Source organism: Neobacillus sp. DHD-1R, assembly GCF_057747995.1.
This window is the reverse complement of sequence record NZ_CM173232.1, coordinates 3,713,712-3,734,093: the sequence shown is the minus strand read 5'-3', so window position 1 is coordinate 3,734,093 and position 20,382 is coordinate 3,713,712. Positions and strand designations below refer to the sequence as shown.

General features: G+C 38.0%; 19 protein-coding genes and 1 other annotated feature. Of the genes, 17 read left to right on the top strand and 2 right to left on the bottom strand.

What is annotated here, in order from left to right; genetic code table 11:
* The first annotated feature begins 147 nt into the window (after positions 1–147).
* The 16 genes from AC3ANL_RS18420 to AC3ANL_RS18345 all read left to right on the top strand — a co-directional run bounded on the left by AC3ANL_RS18420 (position 148) and on the right by AC3ANL_RS18345 (position 16,655).
* Complete coding sequence (locus tag AC3ANL_RS18420) at positions 148–2,325, top strand: HD family phosphohydrolase (RefSeq protein ID WP_488325844.1); 2,178 nt, start codon at positions 148–150, stop codon at positions 2,323–2,325.
* Positions 2,322–2,792 (top strand): rRNA maturation RNase YbeY, encoded by a 471-nt coding sequence (ybeY, locus tag AC3ANL_RS18415; protein WP_488325843.1) that lies wholly within the window; start codon positions 2,322–2,324, stop codon positions 2,790–2,792. The genes AC3ANL_RS18420 and ybeY overlap by 4 nt, the downstream gene beginning before the upstream one ends.
* On the top strand, positions 2,770–3,156 hold the full coding sequence (locus AC3ANL_RS18410) for a diacylglycerol kinase family protein (RefSeq protein ID WP_488325842.1): 387 nt from the start codon (positions 2,770–2,772) through the stop codon (positions 3,154–3,156). Before ybeY ends, AC3ANL_RS18410 begins: the two co-directional genes overlap by 23 nt.
* Before the next feature lie 215 nt (positions 3,157–3,371).
* Positions 3,372–3,773: a cytidine deaminase gene (locus AC3ANL_RS18405; protein ID WP_488325841.1), complete on the top strand. Its 402-nt coding sequence runs from the start codon at positions 3,372–3,374 to the stop codon at positions 3,771–3,773.
* Positions 3,763–4,683: a GTPase Era gene (gene era / locus AC3ANL_RS18400; protein WP_488325840.1), complete on the top strand. Its 921-nt coding sequence runs from the start codon at positions 3,763–3,765 to the stop codon at positions 4,681–4,683. The genes AC3ANL_RS18405 and era overlap by 11 nt, the downstream gene beginning before the upstream one ends.
* Positions 4,684–4,840: 157 nt before the next feature.
* Positions 4,841–4,984: a YqzL family protein gene (locus AC3ANL_RS18395; RefSeq protein ID WP_488325839.1), complete on the top strand. Its 144-nt coding sequence runs from the start codon at positions 4,841–4,843 to the stop codon at positions 4,982–4,984.
* Positions 4,985–5,019: 35 nt separating this feature from the next.
* Complete coding sequence (gene recO, locus AC3ANL_RS18390) at positions 5,020–5,772, top strand: DNA repair protein RecO (protein WP_488325838.1); 753 nt, start codon at positions 5,020–5,022, stop codon at positions 5,770–5,772.
* 49 nt (positions 5,773–5,821) lie between these two features.
* Positions 5,822–6,011: a binding site (T-box leader), on the top strand.
* A 56-nt stretch (positions 6,012–6,067) separates the two neighbouring features.
* The gene (locus tag AC3ANL_RS18385) at positions 6,068–7,450 is read left to right on the top strand and encodes a glycine--tRNA ligase (RefSeq protein ID WP_488325837.1); all 1,383 of its coding nucleotides are present in this window, start codon (positions 6,068–6,070) and stop codon (positions 7,448–7,450) included.
* A 213-nt stretch (positions 7,451–7,663) separates the two neighbouring features.
* A complete protein-coding gene (gene ccpN, locus AC3ANL_RS18380) occupies positions 7,664–8,296 on the top strand; it encodes a transcriptional regulator CcpN (RefSeq protein WP_488325836.1) in 633 nt (210 codons plus the stop codon).
* Between the two features lie 33 nt (positions 8,297–8,329).
* Positions 8,330–9,139 (top strand): pyruvate, water dikinase regulatory protein, encoded by an 810-nt coding sequence (locus AC3ANL_RS18375; RefSeq protein WP_488325835.1) that lies wholly within the window; start codon positions 8,330–8,332, stop codon positions 9,137–9,139.
* A gap of 602 nt (positions 9,140–9,741) precedes the next feature.
* Positions 9,742–11,550: a DNA primase gene (gene dnaG / locus AC3ANL_RS18370; RefSeq protein ID WP_488325834.1), complete on the top strand. Its 1,809-nt coding sequence runs from the start codon at positions 9,742–9,744 to the stop codon at positions 11,548–11,550.
* A gap of 41 nt (positions 11,551–11,591) precedes the next feature.
* Positions 11,592–12,722, top strand: a complete 1,131-nt coding sequence (rpoD, locus tag AC3ANL_RS18365; RefSeq protein ID WP_488325833.1) for an RNA polymerase sigma factor RpoD — start codon at positions 11,592–11,594, stop codon at positions 12,720–12,722.
* A gap of 330 nt (positions 12,723–13,052) precedes the next feature.
* Positions 13,053–14,192 carry an acyl-CoA dehydrogenase family protein gene (locus AC3ANL_RS18360; protein ID WP_488325832.1) on the top strand — a complete coding sequence of 380 codons (1,140 nt, stop codon included), beginning with the start codon at positions 13,053–13,055 and terminating at the stop codon, positions 14,190–14,192.
* A 177-nt stretch (positions 14,193–14,369) separates the two neighbouring features.
* Positions 14,370–14,738: a cytochrome c550 gene (cccA, locus tag AC3ANL_RS18355; protein WP_488325831.1), complete on the top strand. Its 369-nt coding sequence runs from the start codon at positions 14,370–14,372 to the stop codon at positions 14,736–14,738.
* A gap of 95 nt (positions 14,739–14,833) precedes the next feature.
* Positions 14,834–15,553 (top strand): tRNA (adenine(22)-N(1))-methyltransferase, encoded by a 720-nt coding sequence (locus AC3ANL_RS18350; RefSeq protein WP_488325830.1) that lies wholly within the window; start codon positions 14,834–14,836, stop codon positions 15,551–15,553.
* Positions 15,540–16,655: a Nif3-like dinuclear metal center hexameric protein gene (locus tag AC3ANL_RS18345; protein ID WP_488325829.1), complete on the top strand. Its 1,116-nt coding sequence runs from the start codon at positions 15,540–15,542 to the stop codon at positions 16,653–16,655. The genes AC3ANL_RS18350 and AC3ANL_RS18345 overlap by 14 nt, the downstream gene beginning before the upstream one ends.
* A gap of 119 nt (positions 16,656–16,774) precedes the next feature.
* Here AC3ANL_RS18345 and AC3ANL_RS18340 read toward each other — a convergent pair whose 3' ends face one another.
* Together AC3ANL_RS18340 and vrrA are read right to left on the bottom strand one after the other, a co-directional pair.
* Entirely contained in the window at positions 16,775–17,722 is a 948-nt protein-coding gene (locus AC3ANL_RS18340) for a 4-hydroxy-3-methylbut-2-enyl diphosphate reductase (protein WP_488325828.1), read from the bottom strand.
* A gap of 425 nt (positions 17,723–18,147) precedes the next feature.
* Complete coding sequence (gene vrrA / locus AC3ANL_RS18335) at positions 18,148–18,807, bottom strand: VrrA/YqfQ family protein (protein WP_488325827.1); 660 nt, start codon at positions 18,805–18,807, stop codon at positions 18,148–18,150.
* A 250-nt stretch (positions 18,808–19,057) separates the two neighbouring features.
* On the opposite strand from vrrA, the gene AC3ANL_RS18330 reads away from it, so the two are divergent.
* Entirely contained in the window at positions 19,058–20,374 is a 1,317-nt protein-coding gene (locus AC3ANL_RS18330; RefSeq protein WP_488325826.1) for a DEAD/DEAH box helicase, read from the top strand.
* Positions 20,375–20,382 lie beyond the last annotated feature (8 nt).

The window sequence follows — 20,382 nt, the reverse complement described above, 5'->3', positions numbered from 1 at the left end:
GTAAACCTGTTGAGGGTTTATCCCTTCTTTTTGAGCGTGAAACCTTTCGGTAAAACTGTTATCATTTTACATAAAGCTCGCTTTCAGTAATAATTAAGGTATCTTTTGTTTAAATCTTGATTTAGGGCCGTGGTTGGAGGGATTTAGTTGGACAAACTACAGCAACACTTCATACGGATACGAAAATTACTTGATCATACTTTTTTTCGAATATTGTTTTTTCTTGTTTTAGGAATTGTTCTATTTGGAGCTATCTACAGTAACGTAAAACCAGAAAAGCTTGATCTAAAATTGTTTTCCGTTGCTGAAAAAACAATTCGCTCGCCAGGGACAGTAGAGGACAAGGCAAGTACAGAAAATAAGCGTAAAGATGCGCTGGATCAAGTGCAAGATGTGTATACCTTAAAAAAAGAATATACACAAAACAGAGTTGATTTAATAACGTCTATTTTTCAATCAGCGATTGAAGTAAATGACGAAATCACAGCAGGACCAAAGAAACAGGAAGAAACCGCTGCCGAGGATAAACCGGTAAAAGAGGAACCGAGTGTTGAAGATAAAGTAACAAAGTTAAAAGCAAAATTGACGGACGATGTTTCGAAGGACCTCTCGAATCAAGTCTTTACTGCTTTATCCCAAGCCAGCAATGATGAATTGTCAATTGCCAAGGATTTAACTGTTACGGCTATCAACAATGTCATGACGAACCGAATTTCTACGGATGAAGTGGAAAATGCTAAGAAAAGAGTAGAGGAAGAATTAAAGTATACTGCCTTAAATGATAATTTAAGAGTGGCTTCCATTGATTTAGGAAGATATGCTGTCATTCAAAATGAATTTTATGATCCGAATGCAACGGAAGAACTTCGACAGCAGGCGGCTGAGAGTGTCGAACCTGTAAAAATTCTTCAGGGTCAAATCATTGTTGAAGAAGGCGAATTAATTAATCAAGATATTTACCGGCAATTAAAACTGGTAGGTCTCTTAAATAATGACAAATCGTTCAAGCCATTTATCGGCTTGGTGGTATTGATTGCCATTATTCTTTCTGCCATCTACTATTATTTTTATCAAATGAAGTCTCTTCCTGAGAAACGGCAAACGCATTTGTTGTTATATGGAATCATTTTTATACTCACCATATTCATTATGAAAATCATTAGCATGCTCCAGGTTTTTAATTTTTCTGGGATTGGTTATATTTTCCCTGCTGCAATGTGTGGAATGCTAATAAAGATTTTAATTGATGAAAAGCTAGCCATCATGATGTCGATTGTTATGGCAGTGTGTGGGAGTATTTTATTTAATGAAGGGATTACAGGAACCTTTAACTTCTCGGTAGGAATTTATATCCTATTTAGTACATTAGCAGCGATCCTTTTTTTGAATAAACAGAATCACCGAACGAAAATATTACAGGCTGGAACCTTGGCGGCAGCTGTCAATGTTATGTCAATCAGTGCATTAATTTTATTGCCGAACGGACAGTTTTCAGGAATTGAATTAGGATACTATCTTATTACTGCGCTTGTTTCGGGGATAGGTTCAGCCGTTTTAACGATCGGTTTGCTGCCATTTTTTGAGGCTAGTTTTGGAATTCTTTCAACGATGAGGCTGATTGAGCTATCTAACCCTAATCATCCGCTTTTAAGAAAAATCTTAATGGAGGCTCCTGGAACCTATCATCATAGTGTCATGGTGGCTAATTTAGCTGAATCTGCATGTGAGGCTATTGGGGCAAATGGGCTGTTGGCTAGAGTCGGCAGTTATTATCATGACATTGGTAAAACAAAAAGACCGAACTTTTTTATTGAAAATCAGATGCATGTTGACAATCCCCATGATCGGCTCCCGCCTGATAAAAGTGCGACTATTATTATTGGACATGTGAGTGACGGATCAGCCATTTTAAAGAAATACCACATGCCTAAAGAAATTATTGATATTGCCGAGCAGCATCATGGGACAACCTTGCTTAAATTCTTTTACCATAAGGCACTTCAAATTGATTCTGATTTAAAGGAAGAAGAGTTTCGTTATCCCGGACCAAAGGCCATGACGAAGGAGTCGGCAGTTGTGGGCATTGCTGACAGTGTTGAGGCTGCAGTACGCTCATTATCACAGCCAACACCAGAATTAATTGAATCGCTTGTTAAAAAAATTGTGGTAGACCGTTTAGAGGATGGTCAATTAAATGAGTGTGATATTACCATCAAAGAAATTGAAACTGTATCCCATACACTATGTGAGTCCTTAAAGGGGATTTTTCACTCAAGAATTGAGTATCCAGAACTGACAAAGACAAAGAAGGTGAAGCAAGCATGACATTACTTATTGATTGTATAGACGAGACGAATGAACTAACAGAACAACAAATGCTTGAAATTGAAAGGTTACTATCTTTTGCGGCTGAGAAACAAAGCATTGAAGAGCACAGTGAGGTATCTGTAACCTTTGTTACAAATGAGAAGATTAGAGAAATTAATCGGGACTATCGTGATAAAGATGCCCCAACAGATGTCATTTCTTTTGCCATGGAAGAGCTTGGCGAGGGAGAAGTAAAATTATTGGGTGTTGATATGCCGCGGGTTTTAGGGGATATTATTATTTCAATCCCAAGAACAAAGGAGCAAGCGGAGGAGTACGGTCATTCCTTTCAACGCGAACTTGGTTTTCTAGCTGTCCATGGATTTCTTCATCTTTTAGGGTATGACCACATGACGGAAGAGGACGAAAAGGTGATGTTTACATTGCAAAAGGAAATTTTAAATGAGTATGGACTCACAAGATAAACGAAAATCATTCCGCTTCATGAGCTCATTTACGTTTGCCCTAGCCGGAATTATAACCACCATTAGGATGGAAAGAAATATGCGTTTTCATCTCATTAGTTCCTTAATTGTTATAATGATTTCTGTTTATTTTTCGATTACAAAAATAGAATGGGCACTCATTCTTTTTGCTATTGGAGGGATGTTTGCCCTAGAATTACTGAACACAGCCATTGAACGTGTAGTCGATCTTGTTACAGCTGAGTACCATCCACTTGCCAAACAAGCAAAAGATATAGCCGCAGGAGCTGTCTTAGTATATGCAGCTCTGTCTGTTTGTATTGGAACCATTATCTTTTGGCCTTATGTTCTTAAATGGTTTTAATAAGCTAGTAAATTTTAGAACTACCTAATTTGAATTGCTTAAGCTAATCCGATAAAATAACTTAATCAGCTTTTTTTTTAAAGACAAGTTGATTTATGAGAAAATTCTAATTTTTTAAAATTTTATATTTCTTTTTTGCTACAAATAATGATTTTCTCTAAATTTTGAGGTAAAATAAAGAAACAGCAGATTCCTGCTGGAAGGGAAGACGTTTTGTGAACATTGAACAATTAGTTGAAGAAGCAAAGAGTGCAAGAGAAAAAGCCTATGTTCCTTATTCGAAGTTTGGAGTAGGAGCTGCATTGTTAACGACAAATGGAAAAGTATATCATGGCTGTAATATTGAAAATGCCGCCTACAGTATGTGTAACTGTGCGGAACGTACTGCCCTTTTTAAAGCCTATTCAGAAGGCGACCGGGATTTTCATATGCTTGCAGTAATAGCAGATACAGATCGCCCATGTTCCCCGTGTGGTGCTTGCCGACAAGTCATTTCCGAACTATGCCCAAGAGACATGAAAGTGGTTTTAACAAACCTAAAAGGAGATATTCAAGAAATAACGGTTGCCGAATTATTGCCAGGTGCCTTTTCATCGGAGGATTTACATGCAAAATAATGGGAATGGAAACGCATACAAATCAGGATTTATTTCAATTATTGGACGGCCAAATGTTGGGAAGTCTACCTTTCTGAATCGAGTAATCGGCCAGAAAATCGCGATTATGAGTGATAAGCCGCAAACAACACGCAACAAAATCCAAGGTGTCTTATCACTTCCTGACGCTCAAATGGTTTTTATTGATACACCAGGTATCCATAAACCAAAACATAAATTGGGCGACTTTATGATGAAGGTAGCACAAAATACGCTAAAAGAAGTTGATTTAATTTTATTTATGGTAAACGCCGTAGAAGGCTTTGGCCGTGGGGAAGAGTTTATCCTTGAAAAATTCCAAACAGTTAATACCCCTATCTTTCTGGTTATAAATAAAATTGATCAAGTTCACCCTGATGAATTGTTGCCAATTATTGAATCATATAAACAAAAATACGACTTTAAAGAAATTGTGCCAATTTCTGCTCTTGAAGGAAATAATGTTGAACGACTTTTAGAACAAATTAAAACCTTCTTACCTGAAGGACCGCAATATTATCCTGCTGATCAGGTAACCGATCATCCAGAGCGATTTATTATTACAGAGTTAATTAGAGAAAAAGCCTTGCATCTTACCAGGGAAGAAATTCCACATTCGTTGGCTGTTGTCTTAGATAAAATGGAACGGCGAGAGGGTAAGGATGTTATTCATGTAATGGCAACCGTAATCGTTGAGAGAGACTCACAAAAGGGCATTATCATTGGAAAGCAAGGCAGCATGCTGAAAGAAATCGGAAAGCGTGCTCGTGTTGATATCGAAAATCTCCTTGGGTCAAAAGTATTTTTAGAGCTTTGGGTTAAAGTTCAGAAGGATTGGCGCAATAAGATGTCTCAACTTCGTGATTATGGCTTCAACGAAGATGAATATTAAATCATAACCCTATTTAAAATATTAACTTATTGACAAGTTTATGCGTGGACAAATTAACAAATATTTCGTCTTATGATTTTAGCAAAGCAGGCTATGATAATTGTAAGGTTTGGGATTAACTTTAGGCTAGTCTAAATAATGAAAGGTGGGGTTTTCAATGATGGATTTTACGTGGAAAGTATTCCTCCAAACAGGTAATATTGACACATATCTTCTCTTCAAAGAGCTTGAGAAGGAAAACCAAGAAATACCCGGAAATCTGAATGAAGATCTAGCACAAATCGATTTTCCCGTTATATAAGTTTGTTTTCGCGCTACTTTAAGAAGGTGACATTTATGCTTCAGAAGTGTGAAGGCATCGTCATTAGAACGACAGATTATGGTGAAACTAATAAAATAGTGACTCTATACACGAGGGAATGGGGAAAGATTGGTGTAATGGCACGAGGTGCTAAAAAACCAAACAGCCGCCTTTCCTCCATTTCTCAGCTTTTTACACATGGATATTTTCTCCTGCAGATTGGTTCAGGTCTTGGAAGCTTGCAACAGGGTGAAATCATCACTTCGCACCGATCAATTGGTGAAGATATATTTTTAACTGCTTATGCCAGTTATATCGTCGAATTAACAGATAAATGTACAGAAGATAAGAAACTAAACCCATATCATTTTGAATTGTTATATCAAACATTGCATTACATGAATGAAGGCTATGAGCCAGATATACTCATGAATATTTATGAAATGAAAATGTTAAATGTGATGGGACTGTACCCCATCTTACATCAATGCTCCGTTTGTGGCAGTACAGACGGACATTTTTCTTTTTCGATACGGGAAGGCGGGTTGATCTGTCATCGATGTGTAGGGAAAGATCCATACCATTTTAAATTATCACCAGCTTCGGTTAAGTTATTACGGCTATTTTATAATTTTGATCTTTCAAGGTTAGGAAATATTTCAGTCAAGGAAGAAACAAAGGCTGAATTAAAAAAAGTGATTACTGCTTACTATGAAGAATATTCAGGACTAAATCTTAAAACAAAGAAGTTTCTTAATTCCATGGAACAATTTCGAAATCTCTTATAATCGTCTTGTTGACAATCGTTAAACTTTTAGTTACTATTTCTTTAATAAAATATTTGCTGTGACGGAAAGTAGTACTTAGTCAGTTCTATAAAAGCGAACCTAGGATGGTGTGAGCTAGGGGATAGGACACTAACGAAGGCGTTCTTGAGCAATTTGTGTTGAATAAACACGATTTGAAGGAGGCTGCTATTTTTTTAGCAGCAAATAGGGTGGAACCGCGGGTAACTCTCGTCCCTATGCTGAACAAGCATAGAGATGGGAGTTTTTTATTTTTATAAGAAAAGGAGCAAAAAAAATGAATGTAACGATGGAACAAATTGTTTCGCATGCGAAGCACAGAGGATTTATTTTTCCTGGATCTGAAATTTATGGAGGACTAGCGAATACTTGGGATTACGGTCCGTTAGGCGTTGAATTTAAAAATAATATTAAGCAAGCTTGGTGGAAAAAGTTTGTTCAAGAATCCCCATATAATGTGGGCGTAGATGCAAGTATTCTAATGAATCCTAGAACTTGGGAAGCATCTGGTCATATCGGTAACTTTAATGACCCCATGATTGATTGTAAAAATTGTAAGGCAAGGCACCGCGCTGATAAATTAATTGAAAATGCCCTTGATGCTAAAGGTATGGAAATGGTTGTAGATGGTTTGCCATTTGAAAAAATGGAGGAGCTGATCAAGGAACATAATATTGCTTGTCCTGATTGTGGCAGCCATGATTTTACAGGCATTCGTCAATTCAATTTAATGTTCAAAACCTTCCAAGGGGTAACAGAAACAAGCACAAATGAAATTTTTCTTCGCCCAGAGACAGCACAGGGAATTTTCGTTAACTTTAAAAATGTTCAACGGACAATGAGGAAAAAATTGCCGTTCGGTATCGCTCAAATCGGTAAAAGTTTCCGTAATGAAATCACGCCTGGTAATTTTACTTTCCGGACAAGAGAATTCGAACAAATGGAATTAGAATTTTTCTGCAAACCGGGTGAAGAACTTACATGGTTTAATTACTGGAAACAATTTGCTGAAGGCTGGTTATTGTCATTAGGCCTTACGAAGGAAAATTTAAGACTTCGTGATCACTCTGAAGATGAACTTTCCCATTACAGCAATGCAACAACTGATTTTGAATTTAAGTTTCCATTTGGTTGGGGCGAACTTTGGGGAGTTGCTTCAAGAACAGATTATGATTTGAAACAGCACATGGAATTTTCCGGAGAAGATTTCCATTATCTTGATCCTGAAACAAACGAAAAGTATGTCCCATACTGTATTGAACCATCACTTGGTGCTGACCGAGTAACACTTGCATTTTTGATTGATGCCTATGATGAAGAGCAACTGGAAGATGGTACTTCTAGGACGGTTATGCATTTTCACCCTGCATTGGCGCCTTTTAAAGCAGCCGTTCTTCCATTATCAAAAAAATTATCTGATGAGGCTAGAGAAGTATTTGCGAGTCTAGCAAAACATTTTACAGTCGATTTCGATGAGGCAGGATCGATCGGTAAACGTTACCGCCGCCATGATGAAATCGGTACACCATTTTGTATTACCTATGACTTCGATTCGAAAGAAGATAACATGGTAACCGTTCGTGATCGTGATACCATGGAACAAACCCGTATTTCAATTGCAGAACTAGTAAGCTTTCTACAAGAAAAGATGGTTTTTTAAATAAGAAAAGCGAAAGCGCCCTGGTCAGCGCCGTATGGCCTGGGGTTGGACAATTCTCGAAGCCTAAACTGATAAATTCTTATATAAAAATAAAGGTGCGGGCAACCGCACCTTTTGATTAAGAGGTTGCATACATTACATCTAAAAAGGAAGTAGTATATAATATTCCTATAACGAATTGTAATTAGTGGATTTTTCAATAAGTCATGTAAGGTGGTGAGGACAATCGAACTAACTAAGCGTCAAGAACATATATTACAGATTGTAAAAGATAATGGCCCTATTACGGGGGAGCACATTGCTGACCAATTAAGTTTGACCAGGGCTACATTAAGACCAGATCTCGCCATTCTAACCATGGCTGGATTCTTAGATGCCAGGCCGAGAGTAGGTTATTTTTATACAGGGAAAACAGGAGCGCAGCTATTAACCGAAAATTTGCAAAAAATCTATGTGAAGGATTATCAGTCCATCCCTGTAGTGGTCAGTGAAAATGTATCTGTATATGATGCAATCTGTACCATGTTCCTAGAAGATGTAGGCACTTTATTTGTAGTGGACCAACACTCCAGCCTTGTAGGCGTTCTTTCACGAAAGGACTTGCTGCGCGCAAGTATCGGAAAGCAAGAGCTTACTAGTATACCCGTTAATATTATTATGACAAGAATGCCCAATATTACGATGTGTGAACGGGATGATTTATTAATTGAAGTTGCCAAGAAATTAATTGATAAACAAATCGATGCCTTGCCGATTGTGAAAAAAACCGAAAAAGGCTTCGAGGTAATTGGAAGAGTTACGAAAACGAATATAATCAAAGCCTTTGTGGCCTTAGGTGATGAATAAAAGATATCTGCAAAGAGGAGCTGTTGAGGAAGAATGAGCTTGCCTATCATTTATGTTGTATCTGATTCAGTCGGTGAGACAGCTGAGTTAGTCACGAAAGCGGCAATTAGCCAATATAATGGGTCTGGTATAACATTAAAGAGATTTCCTTATGCTGAGGATCATGACCATATCGATGAAGTGTTATCGCTTGCTTCTCATGATAAAGGCATGATAGCTTTTACACTTGTAAAACCAGATATGCGTACATACTTAAAGGAAAGAGCAGTAGAAGAAGGGATTGTGGCTGTCGATTTAATAGGACCTATCATCGATCAAATTCAGATTTTCAGTGGGAAAACACCACTATGTGAACCTGGACTTGTGAGAAAGCTTGATGAGGATTATTTTAAAAAAATAGAAGCAATTGAATTTGCGGTGAAATATGATGATGGCCGTGATCCAAGAGGGCTTTTAAAGGCTGATATTGTCCTAATCGGGGTGTCAAGAACTTCAAAGACACCTTTATCACAATACTTGGCACATAAACGATTAAAGGTTGCAAATGTTCCACTTGTGCCAGAGGTGGACCCACCGGAAGAACTATATAAAGTTCCAATCGAAAAATGTTTTGGATTGAAGATAAGTCCGGAAAAGTTAAATAATATTCGACGGGAACGATTAATTTCTTTAGGCTTAAATGATCAAGCAAGCTATGCGAATATTGAAAGAATTAAAGAAGAATTAACCTTTTTTGAAAAAATCATTGAGAAAATTAATTGTCCCGTTATAGATGTAACCAATAAGGCAGTAGAAGAGACTGCGAATGTCATTTTAAATTATATTCAAAAAGGGAGATCCTAACACATAGTCAATTGATTATGTGTTTTTACATGTTAAAAAAAATGAGAAAAAGTTATGGTAAAATGATAACGAATATACTATAATAAAAAATTGTGATAAAAATATATCTTTTTAGGTTTAGAGTTGCATTGGAACGAATAAACTATTTATTGTTAGATGTCAAGGCAGCCCCCTAAAAAAAATTCGACAGAAATCCTTTTAGAAAAGTTCATTCATTTAGAAGGAATATGCGGAGTGATGTAGAATTAATACTTATGTAAAAGGCATTCCAGCTATTTTTGTCGATGTAGATTTTTGCACAATCAAAGATGAGATTGTCGAATTACTTCCAAATTTTCCGTAGAGTTTTTTTATCGCTTCCTATGGTCATCATGTGAAAGTTACGATTACATATGCAACGTGGAAAAATGTTGATTCAGGAAAGGAAGCTGCGAATTTAAATGCCAAGGCAAGGAGAAGAGGAATAAGCGGAAAAGGACAAAAGTGATTTCAATCTGAGGTCGAGCAAGACTTGTGATGAAATTAACAAAAATTTTGTCGAAATTTGCAGGAATCTAATAAGTGCCTGCCGAATATGTGTAAGTACAAATGGAGATGTTTTCATGGCAGACCGTATAGCCGAAGAAAAGATTGACCAAATTCGTCAGGCTGTTGATATAGTCGAAGTCATTAGCGATTATGTTCAACTGAAAAAACAGGGGCGAAATTACTTCGGATTATGCCCTTTTCATGGAGAAAGCACCCCATCATTTTCAGTGTCACCTGACAAACAAATTTATCATTGTTTTGGCTGTGGAGCCGGTGGTAATGTATTTTCTTTTTTAATGGAGCTTGAGGGGACCTCATTCCAAGAAGCAGCCATTAAATTAGCTTCGAAAGTAAATATTGACCTTGAAATTAATTTATCTGCCGGACATGGTGGTAAAAAGGTATCCAAAGATTTTCAATCGATGCTTGATGCTCACGAGCTATTAAGAAAATTTTACCATCACTTGCTGGTAAACACAAATGAAGGTCAACAAGCATTAGAGTATTTGCTAAGAAGAGGTTTTACCCAGGAATCGATTGATAAGTTTCAAATTGGCTATGCATTAAATTCATGGGATTTCGTTTATAAATTCCTAACTAAAAGGGATTTTTCGCCTGAATGGATGGAAAAAGCCGGTTTAATTATCAAACGTGAAAGGGATGAAACGTATTTCGACCGATTTAGGAACCGAATTATGTTTCCAATTTTTGACCGTCATGGTAATACGATTGCTTTTTCTGGAAGGTCACTTGGGGCTGAAGAGCCCAAATATTTAAATAGTCCCGAAACAGCAATCTTTAATAAAAGTAAAATTTTATATAATTATCATTTGGCTAAGCCAAGTATAAAGAAAATGCAGAACGCTGTTTTGTTTGAGGGATTTGCCGATTGTATTGCAGCAGATCGGTCTGGAGTAGAGAATGGTATTGCGACAATGGGGACATCCTTGACAGATGAACATATAGCCCTTTTACGTCAAAGCGCTCAATCCATAACCATCTGTTATGATTCCGATAAAGCAGGAATTGAAGCGGCATATCGGGCAGGTAACCATCTTCATGATGCGGGTTTTCAAATAAAGGTAGCCATGATGGCTGACGGACAGGATCCTGATGAATATATCAAAAAAAATGGCGCTGAAAAATTCCGCAAAGAAGTAATTGAGGCAAGTTTAACATGGATGGCATTTAAATTTCTTTACTTTCGAAGAGGAAAAAATCTTCAGTTAGAAGGAGATAGGCTTGCTTATATCGAAGAAATAATCAAAGAAATCAACAAGCTAAATAAAGCTGTTGAAAAAGATCATTATTTGCGACAATTGGCAGCTGAATTTTCACTTTCTTTAGAAGCCTTGCAGGAACAGCAAAAACAAATGTTCTTTGCTGAAAAAAGAAAATCAAATGGGAAAAATGAACCCGTGCATAAACCTGTAGTAATTACTAAGCATGTGGAGGATTTAAAGCCCGCCCATTATACGGCTGAAAGATGTCTCATAGCCCATATGCTTAAAAATCGCGATGTGGCGTATAAGGTTCAGGATTTACTTGCAGGAAACACGTTTAATACAGATGAACATCAGGCAATAATAACATACCTGTTAGGCTTTTATGAAGATCACATGGTACCAGACACTAGTTCGTTTTTAACCTATATACAGGATGCAAATCTTAGAAGAATGGTTGCCACCATTGAAATGATGTCCATAAATGATGAGTTAACGAACCAAGAATTAACTGATTATATCAAACAGGTGTTGAATTATCCAAAATTGTTAAAGATAAAAGAAAAAGAAGTGGAATTAAAAGAAGCTGAGCGTCAAAGTGAATTTGGAAAAGCTGCAGCAATTGGTGTTGAAATCAATCAGTTGCGTAAATTGTTATAAACTAAAATGAAGTGTTTTTGATTCTGGAAGGAGGGGGACATATGGCTGCTGAAAAATCCGCCCGTTCAAAAGAGGTTGAAAATGAATTAACCCTTGAACAAGTAAAAGACCAGTTAACTGCGCTGGGTAAAAAAGTTGGTGTCCTTGCCTATGATGATATTGCTGAAAAGATGGCTAATTTTGAGTTAGATTCTCATCAAATGGACGAATTTTATGAGTTCCTCGGTGATCAAGGAATTGAATTAGTTGGTGATAGCGAAGAGGAAGACCCAGATGCTAAAAAGTTAGCAAAAGAAGACGATGAGGAATTTGATTTAAATGATCTTAGCGTTCCTCCAGGAGTTAAGATTAATGATCCCGTCCGTATGTATCTGAAAGAAATTGGACGTGTAGACTTGCTTTCCGCGGAAGAAGAAATAAAGTTAGCAAACAGGATTGAAGGGGGCGACGAAGAAGCAAAACGACGCCTTGCAGAGGCTAACCTGCGCCTGGTTGTAAGTATTGCAAAACGCTATGTTGGACGAGGAATGCTTTTTCTTGATTTAATTCAAGAAGGAAACATGGGTCTAATTAAAGCTGTTGAGAAATTTGATTACCGTAAAGGCTTTAAATTTAGTACGTACGCAACTTGGTGGATTCGTCAAGCAATCACACGTGCAATTGCGGATCAGGCAAGAACGATTCGGATTCCTGTTCATATGGTTGAAACCATCAATAAACTAATTCGTGTGCAGCGTCAATTACTACAGGACCTTGGTCGTGAACCAACACCTGAAGAAATTGGTGAGGATATGGATTTAACACCAGATAAAGTAAGAGAAATTTTAAAAATTGCTCAAGAACCTGTCTCACTTGAAACACCAATCGGTGAAGAAGATGATTCACACTTAGGTGATTTTATTGAAGACCAGGATGCCACATCGCCTTCTGAACATGCTGCATATGAATTGTTAAAAGAGCAATTAGAAGATGTTCTTGATACATTAACAGACCGGGAAGAGAATGTCCTTAGACTGCGTTTTGGCTTAGACGATGGCCGTACTCGTACCCTTGAAGAGGTAGGCAAGGTCTTTGGAGTTACACGCGAACGTATTCGTCAAATTGAAGCGAAGGCATTGCGTAAATTACGTCACCCAAGCCGCAGTAAACGTCTTAAAGATTTCTTGGAATAAAATAATGTGGTACCATAGTTTACTTCGTAAAAGGAGTAAACTATTTTTTTATTATTTTACTGAATTGTCTTTCATTTTGCAAATGGCCATTTACAATTTATGGCTGTTTTAGACTGATTTTGTTTTTGTGCAAAAGGAAAATAAATGTGTTTCTAGGTTGCTAAAGGTGATAAAGTGTTAATCGGTTTGATTTATTTCTTCACTCCCAAATAAGGTTGTTATATTTGCATAATATAATATAATTAAAAATTTTTAAATATTGTGAATTTATAACAGCTTCTTTTATAATTGAAAAGAAAGCGCATACAATTATGCTTTGGGGGGATGAAAATGAATTTTGATTTTACATCTGAACAAGAGATGATTAAACGAACAATTCGCCAGTTTGCTGATGAGGTAGTAGCGCCTGGTGTTACCGACCGTGATAGAACAAAGAAATTCCCTGTAAAGATCTTTAAACAACTAGCAGAAATGGGGATTATGGGATTACCTTTCCCGGAAGAATACGGTGGGGGCGGCGCAGACACAATCAGTTTTGCAATCGTGGTTGAAGAACTAAGCAGGGTATGCGGCTCGACGGGAATAACTTATTCCGCCCATATTTCTTTAGGAGGAGCACCCCTCTTTTATTTCGGAACCGAGGAGCAAAAGCAGAAGTATTTAACCCCTATTTGTACGGGAGAATCCTTTGGGGCCTTTGGGCTTACAGAGCCAAACGCAGGTTCAGATGCCGGAGGAACAAGGACATCTGCTAATATAGAAAATGGTGAGTTTGTAATTAATGGGAATAAGTGTTTTATTACTAATGCCAGCTATGCAAACCATTTAGCCTTAACAGCTGTAACGGGTGAAAAGGATGGGAAGAAAGAAATTAGTGCTATTATTGTCCCAACAAATGTGCCTGGATTTACCGTGGTTGATAATTATGAAAAAATGGGTTTGAATTCATCGAATACAACGGAGCTTGTGTTGGAAGATGTAAGAGTTCCGGTTGCAAACCTTTTAGGGAAGCGTGGAGAGGGCTTTAGACAGTTTTTAATTACGCTTGATGGCGGTCGTATTGGAATTGGTGCAATGGCTGTAGGAATCGCTCAAGGGGCGTATGACAAGGCTTTGCAATATGCACAAGAAAGGAAGCAATTTGGCAAATCGATTTCTTCTTTTCAGGCCATTCAGTTTAAACTTGCTGATATGGCCTTGAAAATAGAGTTAGCACGGAATATGGTATATAAGGCTGCGTGGTTAAAGGATCAGAAAAGACCTTTTTCTAAGGAAGCGGCTATGTGTAAACTTTACGCCTCCGAAATGTGTATGGAAGTTACCAGCCAAGCCGTACAAATTCACGGCGGATACGGCTACATGAAGGAATATCATGTTGAGAGAATGATGCGTGATGCAAAATTGCTTGAAATTGGTGAAGGGACATCGGAAGTTCAACGAATGGTAATTTCACGATTAATTGGTTGTTAAAATGTTAATAGGGAAAGATAACAGGGGCTATGTAATTGGCCTCTTTTTCTTTTTTTTACAAAGATTATAGTAATAAAATAAGTTTGGGGCTTTTCCTTCTGTTAATTTTCAAGTAAAATAGTAGTTGTTTGTAGACTATATGTTTAAGCGATGTTCGTACATAAGGGAGGTTGTATTATGAATCGGAATCCGGTCATTCCTTACATTCTTGTCATGGTTTTTGGAATTATTTTAGTGTTTATCCTTTCTTTCAAAGGCCTTGGAGATATGAAGGAAGTCGCCAAGGATAATGGGGAAGGAAAGGGCAGTGAGACAACTGAAGTTGCTGCATCCAAACCAGAAGATATTTACACACAAACATGTGTAAGCTGCCATGGCGATCAATATCAAGGGGTAGTTGGTCCAACATTAAAGGGTGTTGGTGATAAGTATTCAAAAGAAGAGCTTATGACCATCGTAACAAAAGGTAAAGGTAATATGCCAGCTGGTCTTGTAACAGAAGAACAAGCGGGGGCTATGGCAGATTGGTTATCAAAGATTAAATAAGAAAAGAAGTCCTTTGCATCTGTGAAGGACTTTTTTTATACTTAAGTGAAATACAACCTCAATAAATCGATATTAATATAAAAGTGGTGGAATTTTTGAATACAGATAAATTATCAATGCGCTTAACTACGGTTGCGAAATATGTGCCTGAAGGGGCAAGAATGGCCGATATTGGTTCGGATCATGCTTACTTGCCATGTTATTTGGCAAAGAACTTAAAAATCACAGCCGCCATTGCTGGTGAAGTGGCTAAAGGACCTTACGATTCAGCAGTAAGAAATGTAAAAGCGGAGGGGTTATCCGAAATGATTTCCGTCCGAATGGGTGATGGACTTGAGGTTATTCAGCCAGGAGAGGTCAATTGTATTACGATTGCCGGAATGGGCGGTGCGTTAATCTCCAGTATTTTAGAAAATGGAAAAGATAAACTTAGTTCGGTTGAACGACTGATTTTACAACCGAATATTAGCGCCATATCGATTCGAAAGTGGTTATTAGAAAACAACTGGGAGTTAGTGGCGGAAGAAATCATTGAAGAGGATGGGAAAATTTATGAAATATTAATTGCTGATAAAGGCGATTCCCAAAGACCCTATCAAACAACCAAGGAATTAGGTCTATTATTGGGGCCATATCTTCTCCAAAGTAAAGACAATGCCTTTATAAAAAAATGGACGTTGGAAAAGAAAAATTGGCAGCGAATTTTCGAGGCGCTTGAAGGAGCATCTGAAACAGATGAAACAAGGGAAAAAAGGCAAGAACTAATTGATAAGATAAAATTAGTAGAGGAGGCATTGAAAAATGAAGAATCCTAATGGGCATGAAATTATCCAACTTTTTGAACAGTTTTCACCAAAGGGTTTAGCTATGGAAGGTGATAAGATTGGTTTACAAGTTGGCCGATTAAATAAGAAGGTTGAACGAATTATGATCGCACTGGATGTATTGGACAATGTAGTCGATGAAGCCATTGAAAAAAATGTCCAGCTTATCATTGCCCACCATCCCATTATTTATCGACCACTTAAAAATGTGCTTACTGATACGGTTCAAGGGAACATAATCGAAAAATTACTAAAACACGACATTGCGGTTTACGCGGCGCACACGAATCTTGATGTTGCAAAGGGCGGAGTAAATGATCTCCTGGCAGAAGCCTTAGGCCTAGAAGATGCAGAAGTCCTTGTGCCCACATTTGATACAAAGCTTAAGAAATTGGTCGTTTACGTCCCTGCAAGCCACGCAGAAGGGATTAGGCAGGCAATAGGAAATGCAGGAGCGGGGGCTATTGGCAATTACAGCCATTGTTCCTTTTCAACAAGCGGGACAGGCCGATTTTTACCTGGAGAAAAATCGGAACCATATATTGGGAATGTAGGTCAGTTAGAAGTAGTGGATGAAGTTAGAGTTGAGACGATTATTCCGGAGCCGCTTCTAAAGAAAGCGATCACGGCGATGATCAAAGCGCATCCATACGAAGAGATAGCCTATGATGTCTATCCGCTTGAAAATAAAGGTGAAGTGCTAGGGCTCGGAAGAATCGGTAAAGTGAAGGAAATGACCTTAGAGGAGTTTGCTGAAAGGGTAAAAACGGCATTAGAAGTCACGAATGTTCGAGTAGTAGGGGATTTATCATCAAAAGTAAAAAAGGCTGCTGTGTTAGGTGGTGATGGTAATAAATATTTCATGAGTGCAAAATTTAAAGGGGCAGATGTTTATGTAACAGGAGATATTTATTATCACACCGCTCATGATGCCATGATGCAGGGGTTAAATATGATTGATCCAGGTCATAACGTGGAAAAAGTAATGAAAAAAGGACTAACAAAGGCGTTAAAAAAAATGTGTCAAGAATCAGGATTTAACGTTGAAATTTTTCCTTCCGAAGTAAATACCGACCCATTTCAGTTTATATAAAAACAAAGGGGATGTCACAAACCAAGGGGTCAGACCCCACTACCTCATTATATCGTTGAATATATTGAGTGTTAAACGTGAGGTCTGACCCCTTTATGATATCTTCTTTTCATTTTACCTTATTCTTCTGTCTTTTTTACTTTTGGTAATATTTTATTTAATTGTACTTTCTTGTGACGTTCCCATGTTGCTGGATTATTTGGATCAAATTGTTCCAGGAACGTAATGACTTCTTTTGTAATGGGTGTTGGGGTAGAGGCGCCAGATGTAACAGCGACATTTTTGGCATCCTTTATCCAATCAATTTCTAATTCAGTTAAATCAGCAATGCGATAAGCTTTTGTACCAGCAACTTCCTCTGAAACTTGTGCGAGCCGATTGGAGTTATTACTTTTTGGATCGCCGACCACAATAGTCACGTCAGCTTCAGTTGCTTGCTGTGCCACTGCTTCTTGGCGTATTTGGGTCGCATGGCAGATTTCATTATAAACTTCGACATGAGGATATTTTTCTTTCACCTTATTCATGGTATCTGCTACATCCCACTGACTCATAGTGGTTTGGTTAGTGACGATTAATTTCTTACTTTGTACGGTTAAGGCTTCCACATCACTTGGAGTCTCAACGAGATGAACCATTCCAGGCGCAACGCCAACCGCACCCTCTGGCTCTGGGTGTCCTTTTTTACCAATATATATGACTTGATAACCTTGTTTTGTTTTTTCCTCAATCAAGTCATGTGTCCTTGTCACATCGGGACATGTGGCATCAATCGCGACAAGTCCTTTCTTTTTCGCAAGCTCTCTCACCTCTGGAGAGATGCCATGAGCAGTAAAAATAACGGTGCCTGATTCTACTTTATCTAGGATATCCATCCTATTTTTTCCATCAAGGGTAATAATTCCTTCTTCAGCAAAAGCATCTGTGACATGTTTATTATGAACAATCATCCCTAAAATATAGATAGGACGAGGTAAGGTTTTATCTAATGCAGCATTCCTGGCAATAACCATGGCATCGACCACACCATAGCAGTACCCGCGTGGTGAAATTTTAATGATTTGCATATATATTAGTCCTCCTAAAAGACATGTATTAGTAGTCTATTTATTATTTATTATATAAAACTAATAGATATAATACAAAGATACATTTTTCCTGAAAGAAAAGCGGAAGTGCCCTGTTCAGCGGCGTATGGCCTGGAGCGCTCCAACTGAGATAAGGTGAAACTTCAATCAGCGAATGTTTTTCTCGCTGATTGTTAGTTGAGCCGATCGGGTTCTTACGGGCAGTTGAGAATCTACTGCCCGTTAAACGCGATAAAGGAAACACGAAGAGCCGGAGGCGATTCGATGTTGACTTATCACTTATCGTAGGGAGGAGAGCGAAGGACACTAGCCGCTAGGGCGTTGGAGCTGGACAATTCTCGAAGTCACAACTTATAAATTCTTATATTAAATTAAAAGAAAATGCTGTTGCCAGCATTCTCTAATTAAATATACATTTTAGGAATGGAACTGCCTTTTTGATGTGAAGTAGTCCGCTTAGTATTCTTCGTATGGTTTATTTTTCTGGAGCTCTCTTTTTGGCTTTTTCGACTGGTAGCTTTTTTGGATGTGATCTTTTCAGCGGATTCATTATTTGAAGATTCCTCACTTGAAGATTCTTCGTCTGCTATTTTTTTAGTTTCTGCCGATGACGAATCTGTGTCCTTTGACGCATTTTTGAAGCCTCGATATAGCTTCCATATAGCGGGTATATTTCGGACCATTGGTCCATACTGCTGAATCATGGGTCCAATCGATTGTGCTGTTTGTAATACTTGCTGGGTATTATTCAAAATACCTGAAAGTCCTCCAGGATTGCTCAAGGATTGAAGTAAATTTCCTGCGCCGCCTGCACCACGCGCTGCTCCAGGCATTCCCATCAAACCACCTTGGCCGCCAGCTTGAGTCCCACGTCCGAGAATTTTTGAAAGTAACCCCCCGCCGCCAGATCTATTCATTTGTGTCGGTCCCATTCTAGACCCCATCATTGGATTACCTCCGCCGAAGGGACTTGATGGCGGTCTCATCATCTGATTTCTTCCGGCAAACGGGTTCATTCCTGGTCCCATTCCACCATTCATGGGCATTCTTGGTCTTGGTTGCATACTACGACCTCCTTTCACCAAAACTTGATATATTAAAATATGCATCTTTCCTCATTTGGTTTAGGTATAATACACAAGGAAAAAACTAAATTTAGGATTTAAAAAGTAAAAGATGAAATAAAAGGAGTGAGGCTGGTTATTTATGATGATTTTGACTATAATTACATGATGGAAATAAAAGTGGAATCTCTTGCTAAAGAAAGATAAACTACTCCATAAATACTAGATTTTTTAAATAAGGAGCCATTATATGAAAGTAAATCGATTTGAACGTTTTCAGTTTCAGCCTTTTATTATAGAATCTCTGAACAAGTTTGGTTTTCATGAGCCAACGGAAATTCAGGAGCGGATGATCCCATTAGTTCTTAAAGGGGAAAGTGCCATCGGTCAATCCCAAACAGGAACGGGTAAAACTTTTGCCTATGTGTTGCCGATCCTTGAAAAGATTGATCCAAAGCGTCAAGAGGTACAAGCAGTCATAACTGCGCCGACCCGAGAATTAGCTTCACAAATATATCAACAAATTTTAAAGGTGACAGAACATTGCAGTCCTGACAGTCCTATTATGGCAAGGTGCTATATTGGTGGTACGGATAAGCAGCGCACGATTGAGAAACTGAAGGTCCAGCCACAAATTGTTGTTGGTACTCCAGGCAGAATTAAGGATCTTATGGTTGAGCAAGCTTTGTTTATTCATACATCCACTATTCTCGTTGTCGATGAAGCAGATATGATGCTCGATATGGGTTTTATTGAAGATGTCGATCAAATTGCGGCTAAAATGCCTGAACATCTGCAAATGCTGGTCTATTCCGCAACAATTCCAGAAAAACTAAAACCATTTCTAAAAAAATATATGGAAAACCCAAAAATCGTGCATATCGAACCAAAGCATAAAGCAGCTGAAAATTTACAGCACTATCTTCTCCCTTCCCGGCATAGAAGCAAAAAACAGTTGGTTCATGATGCTCTTTTAGCCTATAATCCCTATTTAGCGATTGTGTTCACCAATACGAAGAAAATGGCTGAAGAGGTGGCCTACTTTTTAAACGAAAAGGGGTTGAAGGTCGGCAGGGTACATGGCGACTTAAACCCGCGTGAACGTAAAAAAATGATGAAGCAAATTCAAGATCTGGAATATCAATATATCGTTGCGACTGACCTTGCCTCAAGAGGAATTGATATTGAAGGCGTTAGTCATATCATTAATTATGAGCTGCCAACAGACTTAGATTTTTATATCCATAGGGTGGGAAGAACGGCAAGAGCCGGGAATTCCGGAATTGCTCTTACCATTTACGAAAGTTCTGATGAAGACGCCTTAAATCGTTTAGAAAAAATGGGCATTCAATTTAAGCATATTGACCTCAAAAACGAGGGCTTTGTTGAAATTGATGAACGAAATAAAAGGAAGACACGAGTACGAAAAGAGGATGCGGCAGATAAAACGGCTAAATCAATGGTGAAAAAACCGCAAAAGGTAAAACCTGGCTATAAAAAGAAAATGCAATGGGAAATGGATAAAATAAAAAAACGGCAGCGAAGAATCGAGAATAGAAAAAAATAATCTTGGTA